This is a genomic window from Falsiroseomonas sp. (assembly GCF_041690465.1).
GTDB lineage: Bacteria > Pseudomonadota > Alphaproteobacteria > Acetobacterales > Acetobacteraceae > Falsiroseomonas.
The window spans coordinates 42,510-62,537 of the sequence record NZ_JAWLHG010000010.1 but is presented as its reverse complement, the minus strand read 5'-3'; the positions used below and the strand labels follow the sequence as shown (position 1 = coordinate 62,537).

Below are 20,028 nucleotides of genomic sequence, written 5' to 3'. Positions count from 1 at the left end.
GGTGAAGGCGGCGCAGCATGGAGAAGTGCCCGGACCGGTTCAACCGCGGCGGGCACGCACCCTTGCGCGAGATGAAGGTGGCGTGGTCCGGCGCCGGGGCAATCCTTGCGGGCGTCGGGCTGGCGCGCTTCGCCTATGTGCCGCTGTTCCCGGCGATGGTCGCCGCCGGCTGGGTGGATGGCGCCGGGGCGGGGCTGCTCGGCGCGGGCAACTTCGCCGGCTACCTGCTGGGCGTGCTGGCCGGGCGCGGGCTGGCGCGGCGGATCGGCGTGCCGCGGGCGATGGATGCGGGCATGGCGCTGGCGCTGCTGGCCTTCGCCGCCTGCGCGCATGAGGGCGGGCTGGCTTGGCTGCTGGCCTGGCGGGCGCTGGCCGGGGTGGCCGGCGGCGTATTGATGGCGCTGGCCGGGCCGGCGGTGCAGGCCTCGGTGACAGCGGCGGCGCGCGGGCAGGCGGGCGGCGTGGTGATGGCCGGGGCGGGCTCGGGGATCATCGCGGCGGGGCTGCTGGTGCCGGTGCTGCTGCAGGGCGGGCTGGTGGTGGCCTGGCTGGGGCTGGCGGTGGCGGTCGGCCTGGTGTGGATCGTTGCGCGGCGCGCCTGGCCAGACCCGCCGGCGCTGCCGGCGAGCGCGGCGGCGGCCAAGGTGCCGCGGGCCGGGCGGCTGCTGCTGGCCTATGGGCTTTCCGCTGCCGGGATGGTGGCGCCGATGGTCTACTTGGCGGATCTGGCGGTGCGCGGCCGTGGCCTGCCGATCGAGGCCGGCGCGGCGGTGTGGATGGGCTTCGGCGCGGGGGCGGTGGCCGGTACGCTGCTGGGCGGGCGGGTGGCCTCGCGGATCGGCGGGCGGCGGGCACTGCCGGCCTGGATGGCGGTGCAGGTGGCGGCGCTGGCGCTGGCGCTGGTGCCGGCCTGGCCGGCGCTGCTGCTGGCCGGGCCGCTCGGCGGCTTCGCCGGGGTGGGCGCCACGGCGGTGACGCTGGCGGCGGCGCGGGAGGTGGCCGGGGCGCAGGCCGGCGTGGTCTGGGTGCGGGCGACGGCGGGCTATGCGCTGGCGCAGGCGGGTTTCGGCTTCGCGCTCGCGGCGCTGTTCGGCGCGACGGGCGACAGCCATGCGGCGGTATTCGGGGTGGGGCTGGCGCTTTCGCTGGCCGCGCTGGCGGTGGCCTGGGCCGACCGGCGGGGGTGAGGATCGGTGCCACCCTCCACGGGCTTGCGGCCGCACGCCGCTCGCGCGCAGGGCAATGGCATGGCCCGGCGCGGCGGGGCGAAGGCAAGGCGGCGGAGCCGCCGCCCGCCGTATGAGGGCGAAAAAAATGGCGGGATCCCCGAGGGGATCCCGCCGAAGTTCTGGATGCCGGCCAATCGGGGGGGAAGCGGCCGGCATCCGGGGAGGGAGAGACGGGGTGCAAAAGCTCGGCAACCCCGCCTGTCTTATCGCGCGGGAAGCTTGCGCGATCCTTTCCAGCGGGCGCTTTTTCGGCCGCCTCGCGCGGACGCGACGCACGCCCCCGGCATGACGCACGCAGGGCGCGCGCCTATGGTCTGCCCGGCACCTCCAGGGTGATCGGAGGGGGGGCATGGCAGGGGGTGATCGGATGACGGGCAAGCGACTGCCTCTCGAGGGGTTCAGGGTGCTGGAGCTCGGCCACTACATCGCCGGCCCCTTCGCCGCGCGGCTGCTCGCCGACATGGGGGCCGAGGTCATCAAGGTGGAACCGCCGGAAGGCGACCCGCATCGCGGTTGGGGCAGCCAGGTGGACGGGCACGCGGTGTGGTTCAGCATCCATGGACGCAACAAGCTCTGCGTCTCGCTCGACCTGAAATCGGCGGAGGGGCGGGAGAAGGTGAAGCGGATCGCCGCAAGCTGCGATGCGCTGATCGAGAATTTCCGCCCCGGCTACCTGGAACGGATCGGATTGGGACCGGAGGTGCTGCAGGCGATCAACCCCCGGCTGACCATCGCGCGGGTGTCCGGCTACGGGCAGGACGGGCCGTACCGGGACAAGCCTGCCTTCGGATCGATCGGCGAGGCGATGGGCGGCATCCGCCACCTGACGGCGACGCCCGGCGTCACCGAGCATCCGCCGCCGCGCTGCGGGGTTTCCATCGCCGACGACATCGCCGGCATCTACGCCGCCATGGCGGTGCTGGGCGCAGCCTGGGCGGCCAAGGGCGATCCGGCGGCGAAGGGGCGGATCATCGACGTGGACCTGGTCTCCTCCGTCTTCTCGCTGATGGAGGGGATGCTGCCGGAATACGGGCTGTTCGGCTGGGTGCGGCAACCGCAGGGCGCGGCGCTGCCGACGGCGGCGCCGACCAACACCTATCTCTGCGCCGACGGCAAATGGCTCTGCGTCGGCGGCAATTCGGACGCGATCTACAAGCGGCTGATGAAGGTGGTCGGGCGCGAGGATCTGGGCGAGGATCCGCGCATGGCCACCAACAACGGCCGCTGCGCCAACGTGCAGGAAATCGACGCCGCGATCGGCGCCTGGACCATCACGCTGCCGGCGGCCGAGGCGGAGCGGCGGCTGGAGGCGGTGGATGTGCCGGTTTCGCGCCTCTACGACATCAAGGACTGCGCCGAGGACCCGCATTTCCGCGCCCGGCAGACAGTGATGGAAGTGGACGACCCGCTGCTCAATCGCCGGCTGCTGCACCCCGCGCCGCCCTTCCGCTTCGATGGGGTGAGCCCGCCCGAGATGGTGCGCTGGACGGCGCCGGCGGTGGGCGCGCACAACGACCGGGTGTTCGGTGAACTGCTGCAGGAGGAGCCCAAGGCATGACATCCCGGGCGATCATCAGCGACGTCGCGCCACGCGACGGGCTGCAATCCATCGGCCCCTTCGTGCCGACCGAGACCAAGATCGCGCTGGTGCGCGCGCTGCACGCCGCGGGCGTGCGGCGGATGGAGGTGGGCTCCTTCGTCAGCCCGAAGGCGGTGCCGCAGATGGCCGATACCGGCGAGGTGCTGAAAGCGGCGCTGGCGCTGGAGGGGCTGGAATCCACCGTGCTGGCGCCGAACCGCAAGGGCTTCGAGGCGGCGAAGGGGGCCGGCGCGCATCGCGTGGGCCTGTTCATGTCCGTCACCGAGAGCCACAACAAGGCGAACGTCAACCGCAGCTGCGCCGAGAGCTTCGCCGACCTCTCGGCGATCGTGGCGGATGCGGTGGCGGCGGGGATGAAGGTGCGCTTCAACCTCTCCTGCTGCTTCCACTGCCCCTTCGAGGGCGTGGTGCCGGAGCGCGATGCGCTGGATTGGATCGAGCGGGCGGTCGCGCTCGACCCCTGGATGGAGATCGGCATCGCCGACACCACCGGCAATGCGGCGCCCGACCAGGTGGCGCGGGTGGTCGGCCATGCGGTGCGGGCTTGGCCGGCGCCGGATGGAAGCTCCCGGATGGCCTATCACGGGCACGATACCTACGGGCTCGGCGTGGCGAATGTCGCCGCGGCGTGGGAGGCGGGCTGCCGGGTGTTCGACAGCGCGGCGGGCGGCCTGGGCGGCTGCCCCTTCGCGCCGGGGGCGACGGGCAATGTCGCCACCGAGGATGTCGCCTGGCTGTTCCGCCGCATGGGCGTGGAGACCGGGCTCGACTGGGCGAAGCTGCTGGCGGCGGCGGACCTGGCGGCCGCGGTGCCGGGCGGGCTGCCGGGTGGGCGGATGCGGGCGGTCCCGGCGGCGCGCAAGTCGGCCTGAGGCTGCGGGTCAGCCGATGCGTTCGAAGGCGTGCTGCCACTCGTAACCCCAGAGGGGGAAGTCGATCTGCCGGCGGTGGATGTTGGTGAAGGCGTCGATGGCGAGCTTCGGACAGCCGAGGATGTCCACGCGCGCCGCCTCCTCGCGCGACCACAGGTAGTCGTCGCAGAGCATGACGCCGCCCGGCGGCAGCAGGCGCCAGGCGAGGACCAGGTCGGCCAGCACGTCCGGCGCCTCGTGCGAGCCGTCCACATAGACGAGGTCGGCACGCTCGCCGCGCGCGAGCAGGCGGACCAGCCCTTCGAAGGACGGGCCCTTCAGCACCTCGACCTTCGCCGCCGCGCCGCTCTCGGCGACGTTCGCGCGGAAGCGCGCCTCGAGGCCCTCGGTCTGGGAGGGCAGGTGCTCGGCGCCGCCGCCGAAGGTGTCGAGGCAGGTGATGCGGCTCTCGGGATGGCGCAGCAGATGGTCGAGGAACCACAGCGTCCCGCGCCCCTCGAAGACGCCGATCTCGACGATCCGACGTGGCGCCGTGGGGTCCCAGCCGAGCAGCTCGAAGAACAGCCGCTGCCAGTGGGGAAAGTGGCCGGTGGACCAGTCCTCGGTGAAATGCGGCATCGGCGTGGCTCCTCGCTCCTGTCGTAACCGGGAGAGTGGCCATCCGTTCCGCAGGCCAGGGTGCCGGGGCGCGTGCAGCGGGGGGCGGATCGCGCTATCAGGGGGCATGCGCGCCGCCCTCGTCGTGCTGGTCCTGCTGCTTGCCGGTTGCGGCGGTGCGCACGCGCCGCAGACCGGGCTGTCCGCCGGCGAGCCGATCTCCTGCGTTCCCTATGCCCGGGCCCGATCCGGCATCGCGATCCAGGGCGATGCCTGGACCTGGTGGGATGCCGCCGCCGGGCGCTACGCGCGCAGCCGGGCGCCGCAGCCGGGCAGCGTGCTGGTGCTGAACCGCACGGCGCGGATGCGGGAGGGGCATGTCGCCGTCGTCTCGCGTGTCGTGACCGCGCGCGAGATCCTGGTGGACCACGCCAATTGGGCCTCCGGCGCGGCGAAGGGGCGGATCGCCACGGCGCAGCGCGTGGTGGACGTCTCGGCTGGCAACGATTGGTCGCTGGTGCGGGTCTGGTACCCGCGCGTCGGCGATTTCGGCGCGACCACCTACGCCGCCCGCGGCTTCGTCCACCCGCGGCTGGAGATGGCGCAGGCAAGGTGATCTTTGCCGCAAGTCGCGGCTCGGGCATCCTGTCGCCCTGAACGATCGCAGGGAGGATCAACGTGCAACTCACACGCCGCGGCCTGGTCGCCGCCGCCAGCCTCGCCGCCCTACCCGGCGCCGTCCGGGCGCAGGGCGCTTGGCCGGACCGGCCGGTGCGCATCATCGTCGCCTTCCCCGGCGGCTCCACGCCCGACATGGCGGCCCGCGTGGTGAGCGGCCACCTCTCCAACGTGCTCGGCCAGCCGGTGGTGGTGGAGAACCGCTCCGGCGGCGGCGGCAACATCGGCACCGAGGCGATCGTCCGCGCCAATGACGGCCACACCGTCGGCGTGACGATCGGCGGGCCGGGCAGCACGGCGAAGGTGCTGAACCCGAACCTCTCCTATGATCCGGCCACCGACCTCACGCCGATCTCCCTGCTGGCGCGGCTGCCCTTCATCCTGGCGGTGCATCCCTCGGTGCCGGCGAACACGGTGCAGGAGCTGGTGGCCTATGCAAAGGCCAATCCGGGCAAGCTGAACTACGGCTCCACCGGGCCGGGCACGCTCTCGCACCTGGCGACCGAGGATTTCGCGGCGAAGGAGGGCTTCCGGGCGGAGCACGTCTCCTATCGCGGCGTGGCGCAGGCGGTGCTCGACCTGGTGGCGGGGCGGCTGCAGATGTTCATGGCGGCGCCGGCCGGCGTGCTCGGGCAGATCGCGGAAGGCAAGCTCAAGGCGCTGGCGGTGACCGGGCCGGAGCGCATGCCGCAGCTGCCGAATGTGCCGACGCTGCGCGAGGCGGGGGTGCAGATGGACCCGGTGGTGGCCTGGATCGGCATGTTCGGCCCGGCCGGCATGCCCGCCGACCGCGTCGCCCGGCTGGCGCGGGAAGCCAACACCGCGCTGAACCAGCCGGAGCAGCGCCGCATCCTGGAAGCCGCCGGTTTCCAGCCGGTGGGCTCCACCCCGGCCGAGTTCGCCGCCCTGCAGAAGGCGGAGATCGAGCGCTGGGGCGGGCTGATCCGGCGCCTGGGCATTCAGCCGAACAGCTGAAGCGGCCGAACGCCTCCTCCCCCGCGAGCGTGGGGGAGGAGGCGCCGCGCTGCTACTCCGCGGCCCGCAGGGTGACCTCGGCGGTCTCGTTGCGGGTCTTCCACAGCGAGTAGAAGACGCCGCCCGCGATCATCGCCAGCGTGACGCCGAGCGAGATGGCCGGGTCCACCTTCCCGAAGATCTGGTTCCAGAAGATCTTCCCGCCGATGAACACGAGCACCAGCGCCAGCGCATACTTCAGGTAGTGGAAGCGGTGCACCATGGCGGCGAGCGCGAAATACAGTGCGCGCAGGCCGAGGATGGCCATGATGTTGGCGGTATAGACGATGAAGGTGTCGGTGGTGATCGCGAAGATCGCCGGCACGCTGTCCACCGCGAAGATCAGGTCGGCGATGTTGATGATGACGAGCGCCAGGAACAGCGGCGTCGCCCACACCGCCAGCCTGCCCTTCGCATCCGGCTTGCGGACGAAGAACTTCTGGCCGTGCAACTCGTCCGTCACCCGCATGTGGCGGCGGAAGAACTTCACCACCGGGTTCTTCGAGATGTCCGGGTCGCCCTCCGGCACCACCAGCATCTTGATGCCGGTGGCGATCAGGAATGCGCCGAAGATGTAGAGGATCCAGTCGTATTCCTGCACCAGCGCGGCGCCGACGCCGATCATGATGCCGCGCAGCACGATCACCGCGATGATGCCCCAGACCAGGGCGCGGTACTGGTATTTCCGCGGGATGGCGAAGAAGCCGAAGATCAGGCTGATGACGAAGACGTTGTCGATGGACAGCGCCTTCTCGATGAAGAAGCCGGTGAAATAGGTGATGCCGGCATGCGTGCCGTCGGCGGTGGTGATGTGCCCGCCCTCGTAGCCCCACCAGACCGCGCCGCCGAACAGCATGGCGAAGCCGATGTAGAAGGCCGAGAGCCAGAGGCTCTCGCTGATCCCCATCTCCTTGTCGTCCCTATTGAGGACGCCGAGGTCGAAGGCGAGCAGCGCGACGACGATCGAGAGGAAGCCGGCCCACATCCAGACCGGTTTGCCGATCCATTCGGCGACAAGAAATTCCATGGCGAACCGTTCTCCCGGCAGGGCCCGCCCGGACATGACTCGAAACGTCACGATCCGGGCCTGGGCTCGTGCAGCACAACGATCCGACATCACGGTGAACGGCTGTTTCCCGTCCATTCCGCCAGAGGGGCCCGGATCAGTCGCGGCAGGTGGAGCGGATTTCGGAAGGTTTCAAGATGGACGAATGGAAATTCCTCGGACAGGCCAGCGTCACCTCCCGGCGGGGCTTCCGCGGGCGGCCGGGCCTGCGATTTCCGGCCGGCCCCCGTTGTCTCGCCGCCCGCGCCGGGCCATGTCCGGTTTGCGCCGGGCCACAACGCGGACTAGTGTCCGGCCGAGGCAACCCGGCTGGCCCGAGGGATAGACCCAGGGCCGGTCTGAAACTGGGATCGAGGCGTCACGATGGGTTCGTTCAGCATCTGGCACTGGCTTGTGGTGCTGCTGGTTATCCTCCTGCTGTTCGGCAGCGGCAAGATCAGCGGGCTGATGGGCGACGTGGCCAAGGGCATCAAGTCCTTCAAGCAGAACATCAAGGAGGAGGAGGGCAAGGAGGACGCCTCGATGGCGGCTGACGCCGCGTCGCAGACCCCTGCCCAGCCGGCCGGCAGCATCCAGGGCCCCCAGGGTGCCCAGGCGCAGCCGAACCAGGCCGCCAGCTCCTCCCGCCCCGCCGCCTGAGCGGCGGCGGCCGCGCGGCAGGCCGGCGGGCGTGCCCCGTGGGCCGGGCGCATGCCCGCATTGATCGTCTCCGCGCGCCGGCCTAGGTAGGGCGCGGGAGGACGTGCCGCACAGGAGCCCCTAGGGGGCGCAGGCGGCCACGCGCCGACCCCGGATGGCGGGGCCGGCGCGTTTCGTTTGTGCGGGCGCTTCTGGGAGGCGACATGACAACACAGCCGGCCGCATCGGGCCTGCCGCAGGGCGCCACCGCGCAGCCGGTGGACGATACCGAGTTCTCCTCCTCCCGCCGCAACCTGACGGGGTGGCAGGGCCAGCTCTGGCGCTATGCCTCGGCTGCCTTCGTCGCCTGGCACATGTGGATCCTGCTGGTCGCGCCGCCCGATCCGACCGTGGCGCGCGCCGCGCATGTGTTCCTCGGCGCCGCGCTCGGCTTCCTGCTGTTCGCCCCCACCGCGCGCGGCGCTGGCAACCGCGTGCCCTTCTACGACTGGCTGGTGCTGATCCCCTGCGTGCTGATTGTCGCGCATTACGTGCTCGATGCCGACGGGATCGAGATGCGCACCTTCATGGGCCCGAACTGGCGCGACCTGGCGGTGGCCGGGGCGGGCATCCTGATCGTGCTGGAATTCGCCCGCCGCAGCGCGGGGATGGCGATGCCGATCATCGCCGGCACCTTCATCGCCTATTGCTTCGTTGGCCCCTGGATGCCGGGCCTCCTGTTCCACCGCGGCGTCTCGCTGGACCAGGCGCTGACCGAGCTGTTCAACAACAACGGGGTGCTGGGGACCATCGTGCAGGTCTCCTCCACCTTCATCATCATGTTCGTCACCTTCGCCTCCTTCCTGCAGACCAGCCGGGCGGGGGACTACTTCAACGAACTGGCGCTCGGCCTGGTCGGCTGGGCCCGCGGCGGGCAGGCGAAGGTGGCGGTGGTCTCCTCCTTCATGTTCGGCACCGTCAGCGGCAGCTCGGTGGCGAATGTCGTCGCCTCCGGCACCTTCACCATCCCGATGATGCGCCGCGGCGGCTACGACCGGGAGACGGCGGGCGCGGTGGAGGCCACTGCCTCCACCGGCGGGCAGCTGGCGCCGCCGGTGATGGGGGCCGGCGCCTTCATCATGTCCGAGGTTCTGGGCCGCCCCTATACCGAGATCGCGCTGGCCGGCGTGATCCCGGCGCTGCTGTTCTACTTCGCGGTCTACACCCATTGCGACCTGCACGCCCGCAAGGCGCGGCTGCACGGCCTGCCGCGCAACGAGCTGCCGAGCGTGCTGCAGCTTCTGAAGCGGGTCTACATGCTCTCGCCGCTGGCGATCCTGATCTTCATCCTGCTGCAGGGCTATTCGCCCTTCCGCGCCGCCGCCTGGGGCATCGCCGCGGCGCTGGTCATCATGACCATGACCTTCCTGCTGCACCGGCTGGCGGTGCAGAAGCAGAACCCGGTGCAGGCGGTGATCGGCACCGTGATGGAGCTGGTGACGAGCTCGATCGACGCGCTGGCGGGATCGGCGCGCGAGGTGATGCAGCTGATCGCGGTCTGCGCCACGGCGGGCATCGTCGCCGGCGTGATCGGGCTGACCGGCGTGGGCGGCCGCTTCGCCTCGCTGCTGCTGCAGATCGCCGCGGGCCTGCCGCTGCTGGCGATGATGTTCGCGATGCTGGTGGCGATCATCCTCGGCATGGGCGTGCCGACCACGGCGGCCTATGCGATCGCCGCCGCGGTGGTGGCGCCGGGGCTGATCGACATGGGCGTGCCGGCGCTGTCGGCGCACATGTTCATCTTCTACTTCGCGGTGCTCTCCGCGATCACGCCGCCGGTGGCGCTGGCCTCGTTTGCGGCCGCGGGGCTGGCGGGCGGCGACATGTGGAAGACCTCGATGAAGGCGGTGAAGCTCGGGCTGGCGACCTTCATCGTGCCCTACATGTTCTGGATGTCGCCGGCGCTGCTCGGCCAGGGTGAGACCTTGGTGGTGGCGCAGGCGGTGGGCAGCGCCCTGCTCGGCGTGTTCCTGCTGGCCTCGGCGACCGAGGGCTGGATGTTCCGCACCGCGCTGGTGCTGCCGCTGCGCATCGTCGCGGGCTGCGCGGCGATCGCGCTGATGGTGCCGGAAGGGCTGACCGATCTCGGCGGGCTGCTGGTCGGCCTCGGCATCATCGTCTGGCAATGGCGGCGCGCGCCAGCGGAGGGCGAGACGGTGGCGCGCGCCCCGCTCGGCGGGCGCTGAGGCCAGGCGGCGTGGGCGTGCCGGCGCATGTCGCGGAAGCGATCGTCGCCGCCGGGCGACGGCTCGACGCGCTCGGCCTGGTGCCGGCGACGGCGGGGAATTTCTCGATGCGGCTCGATGCGCGGCGGCTGGCCGTCACCGCCTCCGGCCGGCACAAGGGGTTTCTCACGACGGACGACGTGATGGTGGTGAACCTCGATGGCGTGGCGGAGGATGCGTCGCGGCGGAGCTCCGCCGAGACGCTGTTGCATTGTGGGATCTACCGCCGCTTCCCGCAGGCCGGCGCCGTGCTGCACGGCCATTCCATCGCCAACACGGTGCTGTCGCGCGCCGCCGGCAACGAGCTGCGCCTGGCGGGCTACGAGCTGCTGAAGGCCTTCCCCGGCCTGCCGACGCATGACGCCGAGGTGATGCTGCCGGTGGTGCCGAACGACCAGGACATCGCGCGGATGCAGCGCGGGCTGGATGCCCTGTGGGATGGCCTCGCCGAGGTTCCGCCCGGGTATTTGATCGGCGGCCACGGCGCCTATGTATGGGCGCCCGACATGCCGGCTGCGCTGCTGCGCATGGAGGCGCTTGAATTCATGCTGGCCTGCGAATTGGAAGAGAGGAGGCACGCGCGATGAGCCGCCTGACCGTCTGGAACGCCGAGACCAACGACCAGCTCCTGGTCACCGAGGACCCGCAGCGCATCGCCGCCGAGCTGAAGACGGTCGGCGTGCGCTTCGAGCAATGGCCGCGCGCGGACCTCCCGGCCGATGCCGATGCGGAGGCGATCCTCGCCGCCTATCGCCCGCATCTCGACGCCTTCCTCGCCGCCACCGGCGCGGGCACGGCTGATGTCATCAAGCTGACGCCGGACCATCCGCAGAAGGATGCGATGCGCGCCAAGTTCCTCTCCGAGCACACGCACACCGAGGACGAGGTGCGCTTCTTCCACAGCGGCACCGGCAACTTCGTGCTGCACATGAATGGAAAGGTGTTCGACGCGCATTGCGGCCCGGGCGACCTGATCAGCGTGCCGGCGAATTCGAAGCACTGGTTCGACGCCGGCGAGAATCCGAACTTCGCCGTGGTACGGGTCTTCACCGACACCACCGGCTGGACGCCGCACTACACCGGCACCGACATGGCGGAGAAGTTCCCCGCCGCGACGGCGTGACCACCGTCCGCGCCATCCTCACCGACATCGAAGGCACCACCAGCGCGATCGCCTTCGTGAAGGAGACGCTGTTCCCCTTCGCGGAGGCGGCGCTGGACGGCTTCCTCGATGCGCATGAGGGCGATCCGAAGGTCGCCGCCCTCCTCGCGGAGGTGCCGGGCCCCGATCGCCGCGGCACGCTGCGCCGCTGGATGGCGGAGGATGTGAAGGCGACGCCGCTCAAGTCGTTGCAGGGCCTGATCTGGCGCGCCGGCTTCGAGGATGGGCGGCTCAAGGGCCATCTCTGGCCCGATGTCGCGCCCTGCCTGCGCGCCTGGGCCGCGGCCGGGATCACCCTCGCGGTCTATTCCTCCGGCTCGGTGGAGGCGCAGCGGCTGCTGTTCCGCCATTCCGTTGCCGGCGACCTTGAGGGGCTGTTCGGCGGCTTCTTCGACACCCGCATCGGCGCCAAGCGCGAGGCCGCGTCCTACGCCGCCATTGCGCGGGAGCTGGCGCTGCCGCCAGCCAGCATCCTGTTCCTCTCGGACGTGGCGGAGGAACTGGACGCGGCTTCTGGCGCGGGCCTCGCCACCTGCCAGCTGGTGCGCACGGCCGACGGCACGCTGCCCTGCGGGCGGCACGCCGAAGCCACAGATTTTCCGGCGGTTGCGCAACGTTTCGCGCTGCCGCACGCGCCGGGGTGACAGCCCCCCGCGCCGCGGGCTAGATGCCGCCCAGCCCCTCGGCGGGAGGCCCCCTGGATGCTGACAACCTATGCCCTCGCCGAAGGCCGCGTTTCGGTGCACGAGGGACTGCTGCCGCCCGCCGAACTGGCGCGCGCCGTCTGGATCGACCTGCTGAATCCGACGCCGGAGGAGGAGCGCGCGGTGCAGTCCGCGCTGCGCCTGGAAGTTCCGACGCGGGAGGAGATGGAGGAGATCGAAAGCTCCTCCCGGCTTTATCGCGAGGATGACGTGCTGTTCCTCACGGCCAACTTCCTGCACGGCGTGGATCGCGGCGAGTACAACTCCACCCCGATCACCTTCGTGCTCGCCAGCCAGGCGCTGGTGACGGTGCGCTACCAGACCCCTAGGGCCTTCACCGCCTTCTCGCTGCGTTGCCAGAAGAGCCCGGGGCTGGTCGCCACGCCGGATGGGGTGATGCTGCACCTGTTCGAGCAGATCGTGGACCGGCTGGCCGACGTGCTGGAGCGCATCGGCGGCGAGATGGACGGCGCCTCCTCCGCCGCCTTCCGCCGGGCACGGGTGAAGGTGAAGGCGAACGAACGCAGCGCCGACCTGCGCGAGACGCTGATCACCCTCGGCCAGGTCGGCGAGGTGACGACGCGGGCGAGCGAGACGCTGCTCGGCCTGTCGCGCATCCTCACCTTCGTCGGCGCGGAGAAGGCGACCGCCGTGCGGAAGGAGAACCAAGCGCAGATCAAGACCCTGGTGCGCGACGTGCGCTCCCTGGTCGAGCACGCGAACGTCCTGAACAGCAAGGCCAACTTCCTGCTGGATGCGGTGCTCGGCATCATCAATGTCGAGCAGACCAACATCATCAAGACCTTCACCGTGGCCTCGGTGGCGCTGATGCCGCCGACGCTGATCGCCAGCATCTACGGCATGAACTTCGCGCAGATGCCGGAGCTGAACCAGGCCTGGGGCTATCCGGCGGCGCTGCTGCTGATGGTGGTCTCGGCGGTGCTGCCGATCGTCTATTTCAAGCGGAAGGGCTGGCTCTGATCCGGCGCGTCGCCTTCCTTCTCCTGCTGCTGACGCCGGGCCTCGCCGCCGCCCATGGTGCGGATGCCGGCGCCGGGCCGGCCTGCCCGCCGCGCGGCACGCCGCTGGTGAGCGTGGAGCTGGTGGACCCGGAGCCGCGCGTGCTGCCGGCACTGCCCGCGGCGCGGCTGCGCGACGAGGTCGGCGGGGCGGCCGATGGCGAATTCCCGCATCATCTCGGCCTCACCCTCTCCCGCGTGGAGTGGAGCAGCGAGATCACGGTGCGCTCGCGCGGGTTGGAGGGCGGCCCGGTCTGCGCACTGCCGGCCGAGGTGCGCCTGCAGCTGGTGCATGCCGAGCACAGCATCCGCCTGGCGCGGGAGGTTCCGGCCGGCGGCTGCCTGGCGGGCGAGGTGCTGGCGCATGAGCGCCGCCATGCCGAGCTCAACCGCCGCACCCTGCGCGAGGCGTCGGCGGAGCTGCGCCGGCTGGCGCGCGACTGGGCGGCGCGCGCGGAGCACCGCGCGGCCGACCTCAACACCGCCGCGACCGCCCTGCAGGACGATCTCTCCCGCGCGGTGGAGCCGGTGCTGCAGCGCCTGCGCAGCGCGCGCGAGGCCGGCCATGCGGCGATCGACACGCCGGAGGAGTACCGCCGCATCAGCCGGATCTGCCCGGAGGACCAGCGGCGGCTGCGCGCCGTGCTGCTGCGCGCGCGCTGAGCAGCCGCACGGATTGACCCGCAGCGCCGGCCGCGATTGTTTGGCGGGCGCTCCATCCCCCGCCACGAGGCCCGCCATGCCCGCCACGCACCGCATCGCCGCGACCCCCGAAACCGTGCGCTACGGCGCCTTCGATGCCGGCTTCCCGCCGGTGGCGACGATCGCCAGCGGTGACCTGGTGGTGCTGGAATGCGTCTCGGGCGCGAAGGAGGTGATGCCTTCGCCGGAGAGTGGGCTGAAGGTGCCGCCGGCGCTCGCCGCCATCCATGCCGCCGACCCGCCGCGCATGGGGCCGCACCTCATCACCGGCCCGGTCGCGGTGCAGGGCGCCGAGCCCGGCGACGTGCTCCGCGTGGACATCGAGCGGATCGAGCTCGGCAACGACTGGGGCTTCTGCGGCTTCCGCCCGCTGTTCGGCACGCTGCCGGAGGATTTCCCCTATGCCCGCATGCTGCACATCCCGGTGGACAAGGCGGCGATGACCTGCCGTGTGCCGGTCGGGCCCGGGGTGACGCTGCCGCTCTCGCCCTTCTTCGGCGTGATGGGCGTGGCGCCGCCCGCCGCCTGGGGGCGGCTGTCCACCAAGGAGCCGCGCGCCCATGGCGGCAACCTCGACAACAAGGAGCTGGTCGAGGGCACCACGCTGTGGCTGCCGGTGCATGTGGCGGGCGGGATGTTCTCGGCCGGCGACGGGCACGGGGTGCAGGGCGATGGCGAGGTCTGCATCAACGCGCTGGAGATGTGCCTGACCGGGCATTTCCGCCTGACGCTGGAGAAGGGCGGCGGCGCGGCCGATCCGGCGCTGCGCTTCCCGCGCGCCGAGACGCCGACGCACTACGTCTCGATGGGCCTGCACGAGGATCTCGACCTCGCCATGAAGCAGGCGCTGCGGGAGATGATCGGCTTCATCGTCGCGCGGATGAACGTCTCCGCCGCGGACGCCTATCAGCTCTGCTCGCTGGCGGTGGACTTCCGGGTGACGCAGACGGTGAACGGCGAGAAGGGCGTTCATGGCCTGTTAAGGAAGGGGCTGCTTTTCTGACGGAAGGCGGCCGCGGGGCATCTGTCCACAGCTTTTCGCACCCGTGACACCAACCAGAACTTGTGTCTGCCGCCGGCGTTGGCCTACCGTATCTGGTAGGTAGGGGGCGGTGGAGGACTGGCATGGACTGGTCGGCAGAGGCCATTGAGCGGCTGCGCGCGCTCTGGGCGGAGGGGCATTCGACGGCCGAGATCGGTCGTCGGATGGGGATCTCGAAGAATGCAGTGGTGGGGAAGGCGCACCGGCTGAACCTGCCGGCGCGGCCTTCCCCGATCCGCCGCGAAACCGGCGGGGCGGTGGCGCGGCCGCAGGCGGTGCGCCCCGTGCGGGCCGCCGTGCCGGCGCCGCGCAGCACCCTGCCGCAGGTGGCGCAGATGCCTGCCGCCGTGGCGGCGCCGGCAATGGCGCCGGCGCGGGCGGTGGTGCGCCCCTTCCCGCGCGCCGCCTCGGCGCGGGCCTGCTGCTGGCCGATCGGCGAGCCGGGCCAGCCCGGTTTCCGCTTCTGCGCGGGCGATGCGCTGTCCGGCAAGCCGTACTGCCCGGAACATGCGGCGGTGGCCTATGTGAAGGCTCGCGACCGGCGCGAGGACGCGGCATAACAGCTACTTGCAGGCCTGCGATCACCGGCGCCCGGCGCCGGTGAAGCGCGGATGCGGGCTGTTCGGCCGGCTCCGCTGCGGCTGACAAACCGCGGGGGCGGTGTCAGTCTTGCTTGACAACCCTCTTCACTCCCGGCGCGGGCTCCTACATCCTGTCGGGTGAACGAGGGACGGGGACGGATGCGCATCCTGCTGGCCGAACCGCGCGGCTTCTGCGCGGGCGTGGTGAGGGCGATCGAGATCGTCGAACGCGCGCTCGCGATCCATGGTGCCCCGGTCTATGTCCGCCATGAGATCGTCCACAACCGCCACGTGGTGGAGGATCTGCGCGCCAAGGGCGCCATCTTCGTGCGTGAGCTGGACGAGGTACCGGCGGGCGCACTGACCGTCTTCTCCGCCCATGGCGTCGCCCGCGCGGTGGAGCGGGATGCCACCCAGCGCGGGCTCGACGTGCTGGACGCCACCTGCCCGCTGGTCACCAAGGTGCATGTCGAGGGCCGCCGCTACGCGAAGGAGGGGCGCGCGGTGATCCTGATCGGCCATGCCGGCCATCCCGAGGTGGAGGGCACGCTCGGCCAGATCGACGGCGAGGTGCATCTGGTCGCCGATGTCGCCGATGTCGCCGCGCTGCCGATCCCGCCGGAGCGCAACGTCGCCTATATCACCCAGACCACGCTGTCGGTGGACGACACGCGGGAGGTGATCGAGGCGATCAAGGCGCGCTTCGCCGATGCGGTCGGCCCGGGGACGCGCGACATCTGCTACGCCACCCAGAACCGGCAGACCGCGGTGCGCGACCTGGCGCGGGAATGCGACGTGGTGCTGGTGGTCGGCGCGGCGAACAGTTCCAACTCCAACCGGCTGCGCGAGATCGCCGAGGAATGCGGCGCCCGCGCCTTCCTCATCGCCGACGCCGGCGCGCTGACCGCGGCGATGGTGGAGGGGGCGCGCAATGTCGGCCTCACTGCCGGCGCCTCCGCGCCCGAGCGCCTGGTGGAGGAGGTGGTGGCGACGCTGCGCGCGCTCGGCGCGGCGGATGTGGCGGCGCTGCCCGGCATCACCGAGGACGTCACCTTCCGCCTGCCGACCAGGCTGCACGCGGCAGAGTAGAGGGGGCCGCACGCGGCGCTCAGGCGGTGCGGCGGACCAGCTCCGCCGCCATCTCGTCGGCGCTGCGCATCACCGCGGCGTTGGCCGCATAGGCCTGGCGCGCCAGCAGCAGATCCACCATGCCGCGGGCCAGGTCCGGCGCGACGGCGGTCGCCTCCAGCGCCGCGCGGGCGCTGCCGTCCTCGACGAGCCGTGGCGCACCGGCGGTGGCGACGCGCCCGGCGGCGTCCGCCGCCTGCGTCCCGACGCGGTGCAGGCCGCGCGCGGCAGCCGCGATGGCGCCGGCCGGTCCGGGCGAGAGCGGTGGGATCGCCATGCGCGGCTACAGCGACCAGCGGATGAGCGCGGCGGGGCGCACATCGGCGGCCCACAAGGCGCTGCCGGCCTCGGCGGCCGCGGCGTAGGCCGCCAGCGTTCCCGCCTGGCGCTGGCCGCGCAGCGGGGCGTGGGTGGACATCGCCAGGGGCGGCGGGGGAGCAAGGCGGACCATGGCTGCGTCATCCTGCGCGACAACGGTTGCGAAAGGATGAATCGGCGACGGCGCCGCCGGCGCGCGCGGTCCGGTGGGCCGGGGCCGGCTTCCGCCCGCCCCGGTTCCAGGCTAAGCCGCCGCGCGATGCGCCACTTCCTGGAATTCGAGAAGCCGATCGCCGAACTCGAAGGCAAGATCGAGGAACTGCGCCGGACCACCGATGCGGGCGGGATCGACGTCGCTGAGGAGGTCGGCAAGCTGCGCGACAAGGTCGAGGCGCTGCTGCGCCAGACCTACGCCAAGCTCACGCCATGGCAGAAGGCGCTGGTGGCGCGCCATCCGGAGCGGCCGAAGGCGCTGGACTACGTCCAGGCGCTGATCGGCGAGTGGATGCCGCTGGCCGGCGACCGCGCCTTTGCCGACGACGCGGCGGTGGTGGCGGGGCTCGGGCGATTCCGTGGCCATGCCGTCGCGGTGCTCGGCACGGAGAAGGGGCGCGACACCGAAGGCCGGGTGAAGCACAATTTCGGAATGGCCAGGCCGGAGGGCTACCGCAAGGCGCGGCGCATCATGGAACTCGCCGGCCGCTTCGGGCTGCCGATCCTGAGTTTCGTGGATACCGCCGGCGCCTTCCCCGGCATCGAGGCGGAGGCGCGCGGCCAGGCGGAGGCGATCGCGCGCTCCATCGAGGCGGGGCTGGAGGCGCCGGTGCCCTTCGTTGCCACCATCATCGGCGAGGGTGGATCGGGCGGCGCCATCGCGCTGGCGGCGGCCGACCGGGTTCTGATGCTGGAGCACGCGGTCTATTCGGTGATCTCGCCGGAGGGCTGCGCCTCCATCCTGTGGCGCGACGCGGCGCAGGCGCCGACGGCGGCCGAGGCGCTGCGCATGACGGCGGAGGATCTGCGCAGGCTCGCCCTGGTGGACGCGGTGGTGCCGGAGCCGCTGGGCGGGGCGCATCGCGACCCGGAGGCGGCGATCGCCGCGGTCGGCGAGCGGATCTGGGCCGCGCTGGACCCGCTGCTGGCGCTGGATGGCGCGACGCTGCGCGCAAGGCGCCGCGAGAAGTTCCTGGAGATGGGCCGCGCGGGGGTGGTCTGACACTGGCGGCGTCGGTCTTTGACCGATGCCGCCGCAAGTGCGCCATGCGGAACGCAAGTGACGCCTGAGTAATTCCGCGCTGAAATCAAGATGCGCTGCCGACTCGGAGGCACGCCATCAGAGGTTGTGCATCCCACATCACTCTTTGATCTGGCATGAGGCGTTCAGGCTGCTTATCAGCTTGGCTCACGAACAACGGAGCCTGAGTTGATGCCCGATACGTCCGGCGTTTCCCAGTGGGAACACCTCCTACTTGAATTGATCAATGAGTCGCGGGCAGATGCCGGGCGCAAGCCGCTCGCCTTCGATGCGGAGCTCGTCTCCGCTGCGGGCAAGCACAGCGACTGGATGATCGCGGCGGATGTCTTCTCCCACACCGGCGCCGGGGGCAGTTCGGCCTCGGGCCGCATGAAGGCGGATGGCTACACCTGGCAGGCGGCTGGGGAGAACATCGCCTACATCGGCGGCTCCGGAGCCGCCACGATCGATGCGGGCGATGTGGAGCGGCTGCACACGATGCTGATGAACTCCTCGGGCCACCGGGCCAACATCCTGAGCAGCAACTTCACCGAGATCGGGATCGGCATCACCCAGGGCGACTACAAGGGACGGCCGGCGATCTTCGTCACCGAGGATTTCGGCAGGCCGACCGCGGCGGAAGCGGCCGAGCCGGACAGCTGGTTCATCTGACCGCTGCCGCGCCGTCCCGGGCCCTCGCGGCCCGGGGCGCCGGCTCCTGCAGGGCTGGCCCCGGATAGAACCGGGCACAGTTGAAGGCACCGAGGCGGCATCCGCGGTCGCGTGCCAGCCCGGAGGGCACGTTTCCCCGGCGGGCAAACCGCCTACACTCATCGCCAATGTCCCCCCGCGACGCTGCGAGCACCGATCCCGCCGATCTCCGCCAACTGTTCCTCCGCGTCTTCCCGGCGGTCGGGCTGGCGCTGGATGGCGCGACGCTGCGCGCAAGGCGCCGCGAGAAGTTCCTGGAGATGGGGCGGGCGGGGGTGGTCTAGCGCCGCCCCGCTTAGGCGCGGGCTGATGCCGCAGCAGGCTCACTGCCTTTGCAGGCCGGCCGGGTCAAGGTCATCCAGGGTCAGGAACAGCGGGTTGGCCTGGCGCCGCTGCGTGGCTGCTGCCGTGCTGCCGCGGGGCTGCGGGAGAACGCCCATCACCAGGTTCAACGCCACCGGCGCTTCCGCCGAAGCCGCCTCGGAGCGGAAGTAGAAGGTCGCCCGCAGCCGACTGCCGGGCGCGAGTCCCAGATAATCCTGCTGATTGGCGTAGGAGTTCGAGGGCCGCAGGCATTCCGGCTGGTAGAGTGGCTGCATGTAGCTGTGCTGGATGTAGCCGCCGCAGGCCGGCAGCCCGTCCACGCCGGTCGCCGTGAGCACCCCGCCCTCGGCGTCGCGCAGTGTCGGCCGCGGACCCACCAGCAGCACGCCGAGAGCGGCTGGACTGGCATTCTCGACCGCGAGGGTGAGCTTTGCGTCCCGCCCGTTGCGCTGCACCTCCGCCACGCACAGCCGCAGCCCGAACTGCTCCTTGCAGGCGGAGGCGGACATCGGCGGTGATACCGGTTGCGAGCCGGGATCGGAGCTCACCGCGGCCGGGGCAGCCGCGGTCACGCAGTTCCGCCCGCGCCCGGAAGGCTGCCGCAGCATCTCGGCCAGCTCGCCGGTGCGGGGAACGGAGACGGCCTGGGCAGTGATCAGCTCGCCGCTGTCGATGCCGACCACGCGGGCATTGATCCGCAGCCGATCGCCGATGACGACGAAGGAGCCGACCACCAGCGCATCGATGCCGGTCAGCCCGCCGAGGCGGCGCCGCTGCTCGGGGTCGGTGAGGAAGTCGTCGAGCCGGTACTGCGCGACGACGGTCTCGAGCTGCAGGCGCTCGACCAACCGCGGCCGCGGTTGCACGCCGATGACGAGGGCGGTGGTCAGCTCGTCCACGACAAAGACCGAGAGCAGGGGGCAGGCCTGGTCGGCGCCGGGGAAGGGCATGACGGAAAGCACCGGCGGGCGCTGGCTCCCCACCGCGCCGGCGAGGCCGCGGGCGAGGGCCTGGAGCCCCGCCTCCAGCGAGCCTGCCATCTCCTGCGCCCTGGCCGGGCCTGCGGAAAGCATGGCGGAAAGCGCGAGGGCGGCCAGCCGCAGGCCTGTCCGGGGCGGCGCTTCGGGCGTCGGCATGCTGGGTC

At 71.5% G+C, this 20,028-nt stretch carries 23 protein-coding genes; 18 read left to right on the top strand and 5 right to left on the bottom strand.

The window, feature by feature from the left end:
• Positions 1-17 precede the first annotated feature (17 nt).
• The 3 genes from ACESM1_RS12350 to ACESM1_RS12340 all read left to right on the top strand — a co-directional run bounded on the left by ACESM1_RS12350 (position 18) and on the right by ACESM1_RS12340 (position 3,701).
• Positions 18-1,187, top strand: coding sequence for a YbfB/YjiJ family MFS transporter (locus ACESM1_RS12350; RefSeq protein ID WP_372620463.1), 1,170 nt, complete (start codon positions 18-20; stop codon positions 1,185-1,187).
• A 391-nt stretch (positions 1,188-1,578) separates the two neighbouring features.
• Positions 1,579-2,787: a CaiB/BaiF CoA transferase family protein gene (locus tag ACESM1_RS12345; RefSeq protein WP_372620461.1), complete on the top strand. Its 1,209-nt coding sequence runs from the start codon at positions 1,579-1,581 to the stop codon at positions 2,785-2,787.
• Positions 2,784-3,701: a hydroxymethylglutaryl-CoA lyase gene (locus ACESM1_RS12340; protein ID WP_372620459.1), complete on the top strand. Its 918-nt coding sequence runs from the start codon at positions 2,784-2,786 to the stop codon at positions 3,699-3,701. Before ACESM1_RS12345 ends, ACESM1_RS12340 begins: the two co-directional genes overlap by 4 nt.
• Before the next feature lie 9 nt (positions 3,702-3,710).
• Here ACESM1_RS12340 and ACESM1_RS12335 read toward each other — a convergent pair whose 3' ends face one another.
• On the bottom strand, positions 3,711-4,319 hold the full coding sequence (locus ACESM1_RS12335; protein WP_372620457.1) for a class I SAM-dependent methyltransferase: 609 nt from the start codon (positions 4,317-4,319) through the stop codon (positions 3,711-3,713).
• A 106-nt stretch (positions 4,320-4,425) separates the two neighbouring features.
• On the opposite strand from ACESM1_RS12335, the gene ACESM1_RS12330 reads away from it, so the two are divergent.
• Together ACESM1_RS12330 and ACESM1_RS12325 are read left to right on the top strand one after the other, a co-directional pair.
• On the top strand, positions 4,426-4,914 hold the full coding sequence (locus ACESM1_RS12330) for a CHAP domain-containing protein (protein ID WP_372620456.1): 489 nt from the start codon (positions 4,426-4,428) through the stop codon (positions 4,912-4,914).
• Positions 4,915-4,976: 62 nt separating this feature from the next.
• Positions 4,977-5,951 carry a Bug family tripartite tricarboxylate transporter substrate binding protein gene (locus ACESM1_RS12325; protein ID WP_372620454.1) on the top strand — a complete coding sequence of 325 codons (975 nt, stop codon included), beginning with the start codon at positions 4,977-4,979 and terminating at the stop codon, positions 5,949-5,951.
• 52 nt (positions 5,952-6,003) lie between these two features.
• Here ACESM1_RS12325 and ACESM1_RS12320 read toward each other — a convergent pair whose 3' ends face one another.
• Positions 6,004-7,017 (bottom strand): TerC family protein, encoded by a 1,014-nt coding sequence (locus ACESM1_RS12320; RefSeq protein WP_372620452.1) that lies wholly within the window; start codon positions 7,015-7,017, stop codon positions 6,004-6,006.
• Between the two features lie 402 nt (positions 7,018-7,419).
• Between ACESM1_RS12320 and ACESM1_RS12315 the strand changes: the two genes are divergently transcribed.
• The 10 genes from ACESM1_RS12315 (at position 7,420) to ispH (ending at position 16,258) form a co-directional block, all read left to right on the top strand.
• On the top strand, positions 7,420-7,695 hold the full coding sequence (locus tag ACESM1_RS12315; RefSeq protein WP_372620450.1) for a twin-arginine translocase TatA/TatE family subunit: 276 nt from the start codon (positions 7,420-7,422) through the stop codon (positions 7,693-7,695).
• 203 nt (positions 7,696-7,898) lie between these two features.
• Positions 7,899-9,920 carry a TRAP transporter permease gene (locus ACESM1_RS12310; protein WP_372620448.1) on the top strand — a complete coding sequence of 674 codons (2,022 nt, stop codon included), beginning with the start codon at positions 7,899-7,901 and terminating at the stop codon, positions 9,918-9,920.
• Between the two features lie 17 nt (positions 9,921-9,937).
• Entirely contained in the window at positions 9,938-10,546 is a 609-nt protein-coding gene (locus tag ACESM1_RS12305) for a methylthioribulose 1-phosphate dehydratase (RefSeq protein WP_372620447.1), read from the top strand.
• A complete protein-coding gene (locus ACESM1_RS12300) occupies positions 10,543-11,082 on the top strand; it encodes a 1,2-dihydroxy-3-keto-5-methylthiopentene dioxygenase (protein WP_372620445.1) in 540 nt (179 codons plus the stop codon). The genes ACESM1_RS12305 and ACESM1_RS12300 overlap by 4 nt, the downstream gene beginning before the upstream one ends.
• The gene (mtnC, locus tag ACESM1_RS12295; protein ID WP_372620443.1) at positions 11,079-11,765 is read left to right on the top strand and encodes an acireductone synthase; all 687 of its coding nucleotides are present in this window, start codon (positions 11,079-11,081) and stop codon (positions 11,763-11,765) included. The genes ACESM1_RS12300 and mtnC overlap by 4 nt, the downstream gene beginning before the upstream one ends.
• 57 nt (positions 11,766-11,822) lie before the next feature.
• Positions 11,823-12,806, top strand: coding sequence for a magnesium transporter CorA family protein (locus tag ACESM1_RS12290; protein ID WP_372620441.1), 984 nt, complete (start codon positions 11,823-11,825; stop codon positions 12,804-12,806).
• Between the two features lie 107 nt (positions 12,807-12,913).
• Positions 12,914-13,507: a hypothetical protein gene (locus ACESM1_RS12285; RefSeq protein WP_372620439.1), complete on the top strand. Its 594-nt coding sequence runs from the start codon at positions 12,914-12,916 to the stop codon at positions 13,505-13,507.
• 76 nt (positions 13,508-13,583) lie between these two features.
• On the top strand, positions 13,584-14,549 hold the full coding sequence (locus ACESM1_RS12280; RefSeq protein WP_372620438.1) for an acetamidase/formamidase family protein: 966 nt from the start codon (positions 13,584-13,586) through the stop codon (positions 14,547-14,549).
• A gap of 122 nt (positions 14,550-14,671) precedes the next feature.
• Positions 14,672-15,148, top strand: coding sequence for a GcrA family cell cycle regulator (locus tag ACESM1_RS12275; RefSeq protein ID WP_372620436.1), 477 nt, complete (start codon positions 14,672-14,674; stop codon positions 15,146-15,148).
• A gap of 180 nt (positions 15,149-15,328) precedes the next feature.
• Positions 15,329-16,258 (top strand): 4-hydroxy-3-methylbut-2-enyl diphosphate reductase, encoded by a 930-nt coding sequence (gene ispH / locus ACESM1_RS12270; protein WP_372620434.1) that lies wholly within the window; start codon positions 15,329-15,331, stop codon positions 16,256-16,258.
• 19 nt (positions 16,259-16,277) lie between these two features.
• Here the strand turns inward: ispH and ACESM1_RS12265 are convergent, their stop codons facing one another.
• Positions 16,278-16,574, bottom strand: coding sequence for a flagellar basal body rod C-terminal domain-containing protein (locus ACESM1_RS12265; protein WP_372620432.1), 297 nt, complete (start codon positions 16,572-16,574; stop codon positions 16,278-16,280).
• Between the two features lie 6 nt (positions 16,575-16,580).
• Complete coding sequence (locus ACESM1_RS12260; protein WP_372620431.1) at positions 16,581-16,748, bottom strand: hypothetical protein; 168 nt, start codon at positions 16,746-16,748, stop codon at positions 16,581-16,583.
• Between the two features lie 126 nt (positions 16,749-16,874).
• Here ACESM1_RS12260 and ACESM1_RS12255 point away from each other — a divergent pair, with 126 nt between their 5' ends.
• From ACESM1_RS12255 to ACESM1_RS12245, 3 genes are all read left to right on the top strand, one after another.
• Entirely contained in the window at positions 16,875-17,831 is a 957-nt protein-coding gene (locus tag ACESM1_RS12255; RefSeq protein ID WP_372620429.1) for an acetyl-CoA carboxylase carboxyltransferase subunit alpha, read from the top strand.
• Positions 17,832-18,089: 258 nt separating this feature from the next.
• Complete coding sequence (locus tag ACESM1_RS12250) at positions 18,090-18,521, top strand: CAP domain-containing protein (RefSeq protein WP_372620427.1); 432 nt, start codon at positions 18,090-18,092, stop codon at positions 18,519-18,521.
• Positions 18,522-18,688: 167 nt separating this feature from the next.
• A complete protein-coding gene (locus tag ACESM1_RS12245) occupies positions 18,689-18,844 on the top strand; it encodes a hypothetical protein (protein WP_372620425.1) in 156 nt (51 codons plus the stop codon).
• A 39-nt stretch (positions 18,845-18,883) separates the two neighbouring features.
• Here the strand turns inward: ACESM1_RS12245 and ACESM1_RS12240 are convergent, their stop codons facing one another.
• Entirely contained in the window at positions 18,884-20,020 is a 1,137-nt protein-coding gene (locus ACESM1_RS12240; RefSeq protein ID WP_372620423.1) for a hypothetical protein, read from the bottom strand.
• Between the last annotated feature and the right edge of the window lie 8 nt (positions 20,021-20,028).

Bases quoted from the DNA above. Each gene is read 5' to 3' on its own strand.
- ACESM1_RS12350 (WP_372620463.1), top strand. From the start codon at position 18: ATGGAGAAGTGCCCGGACCGGTTCAACCGCGGCGGGCACGCACCCTTG.
- ACESM1_RS12345 (WP_372620461.1), top strand. From the start codon at position 1,579: ATGGCAGGGGGTGATCGGATGACGGGCAAGCGACTGCCTCTCGAGGGG.
- ACESM1_RS12340 (WP_372620459.1), top strand. From the start codon at position 2,784: ATGACATCCCGGGCGATCATCAGCGACGTCGCGCCACGCGACGGGCTG.
- ACESM1_RS12335 (WP_372620457.1), bottom strand. From the start codon at position 4,319: ATGCCGCATTTCACCGAGGACTGGTCCACCGGCCACTTTCCCCACTGG.
- ACESM1_RS12330 (WP_372620456.1), top strand. From the start codon at position 4,426: ATGCGCGCCGCCCTCGTCGTGCTGGTCCTGCTGCTTGCCGGTTGCGGC.
- ACESM1_RS12320 (WP_372620452.1), bottom strand. From the start codon at position 7,017: ATGGAATTTCTTGTCGCCGAATGGATCGGCAAACCGGTCTGGATGTGG.
- ACESM1_RS12315 (WP_372620450.1), top strand. From the start codon at position 7,420: ATGGGTTCGTTCAGCATCTGGCACTGGCTTGTGGTGCTGCTGGTTATC.
- ACESM1_RS12310 (WP_372620448.1), top strand. From the start codon at position 7,899: ATGACAACACAGCCGGCCGCATCGGGCCTGCCGCAGGGCGCCACCGCG.
- ACESM1_RS12300 (WP_372620445.1), top strand. From the start codon at position 10,543: ATGAGCCGCCTGACCGTCTGGAACGCCGAGACCAACGACCAGCTCCTG.
- ACESM1_RS12290 (WP_372620441.1), top strand. From the start codon at position 11,823: ATGCTGACAACCTATGCCCTCGCCGAAGGCCGCGTTTCGGTGCACGAG.
- ACESM1_RS12280 (WP_372620438.1), top strand. From the start codon at position 13,584: ATGCCCGCCACGCACCGCATCGCCGCGACCCCCGAAACCGTGCGCTAC.
- ACESM1_RS12275 (WP_372620436.1), top strand. From the start codon at position 14,672: ATGGACTGGTCGGCAGAGGCCATTGAGCGGCTGCGCGCGCTCTGGGCG.
- ispH (WP_372620434.1), top strand. From the start codon at position 15,329: ATGCGCATCCTGCTGGCCGAACCGCGCGGCTTCTGCGCGGGCGTGGTG.
- ACESM1_RS12265 (WP_372620432.1), bottom strand. From the start codon at position 16,574: ATGGCGATCCCACCGCTCTCGCCCGGACCGGCCGGCGCCATCGCGGCT.
- ACESM1_RS12260 (WP_372620431.1), bottom strand. From the start codon at position 16,748: ATGGTCCGCCTTGCTCCCCCGCCGCCCCTGGCGATGTCCACCCACGCC.
- ACESM1_RS12255 (WP_372620429.1), top strand. From the start codon at position 16,875: ATGCGCCACTTCCTGGAATTCGAGAAGCCGATCGCCGAACTCGAAGGC.
- ACESM1_RS12245 (WP_372620425.1), top strand. From the start codon at position 18,689: ATGTCCCCCCGCGACGCTGCGAGCACCGATCCCGCCGATCTCCGCCAA.
- ACESM1_RS12240 (WP_372620423.1), bottom strand. From the start codon at position 20,020: ATGCCGACGCCCGAAGCGCCGCCCCGGACAGGCCTGCGGCTGGCCGCC.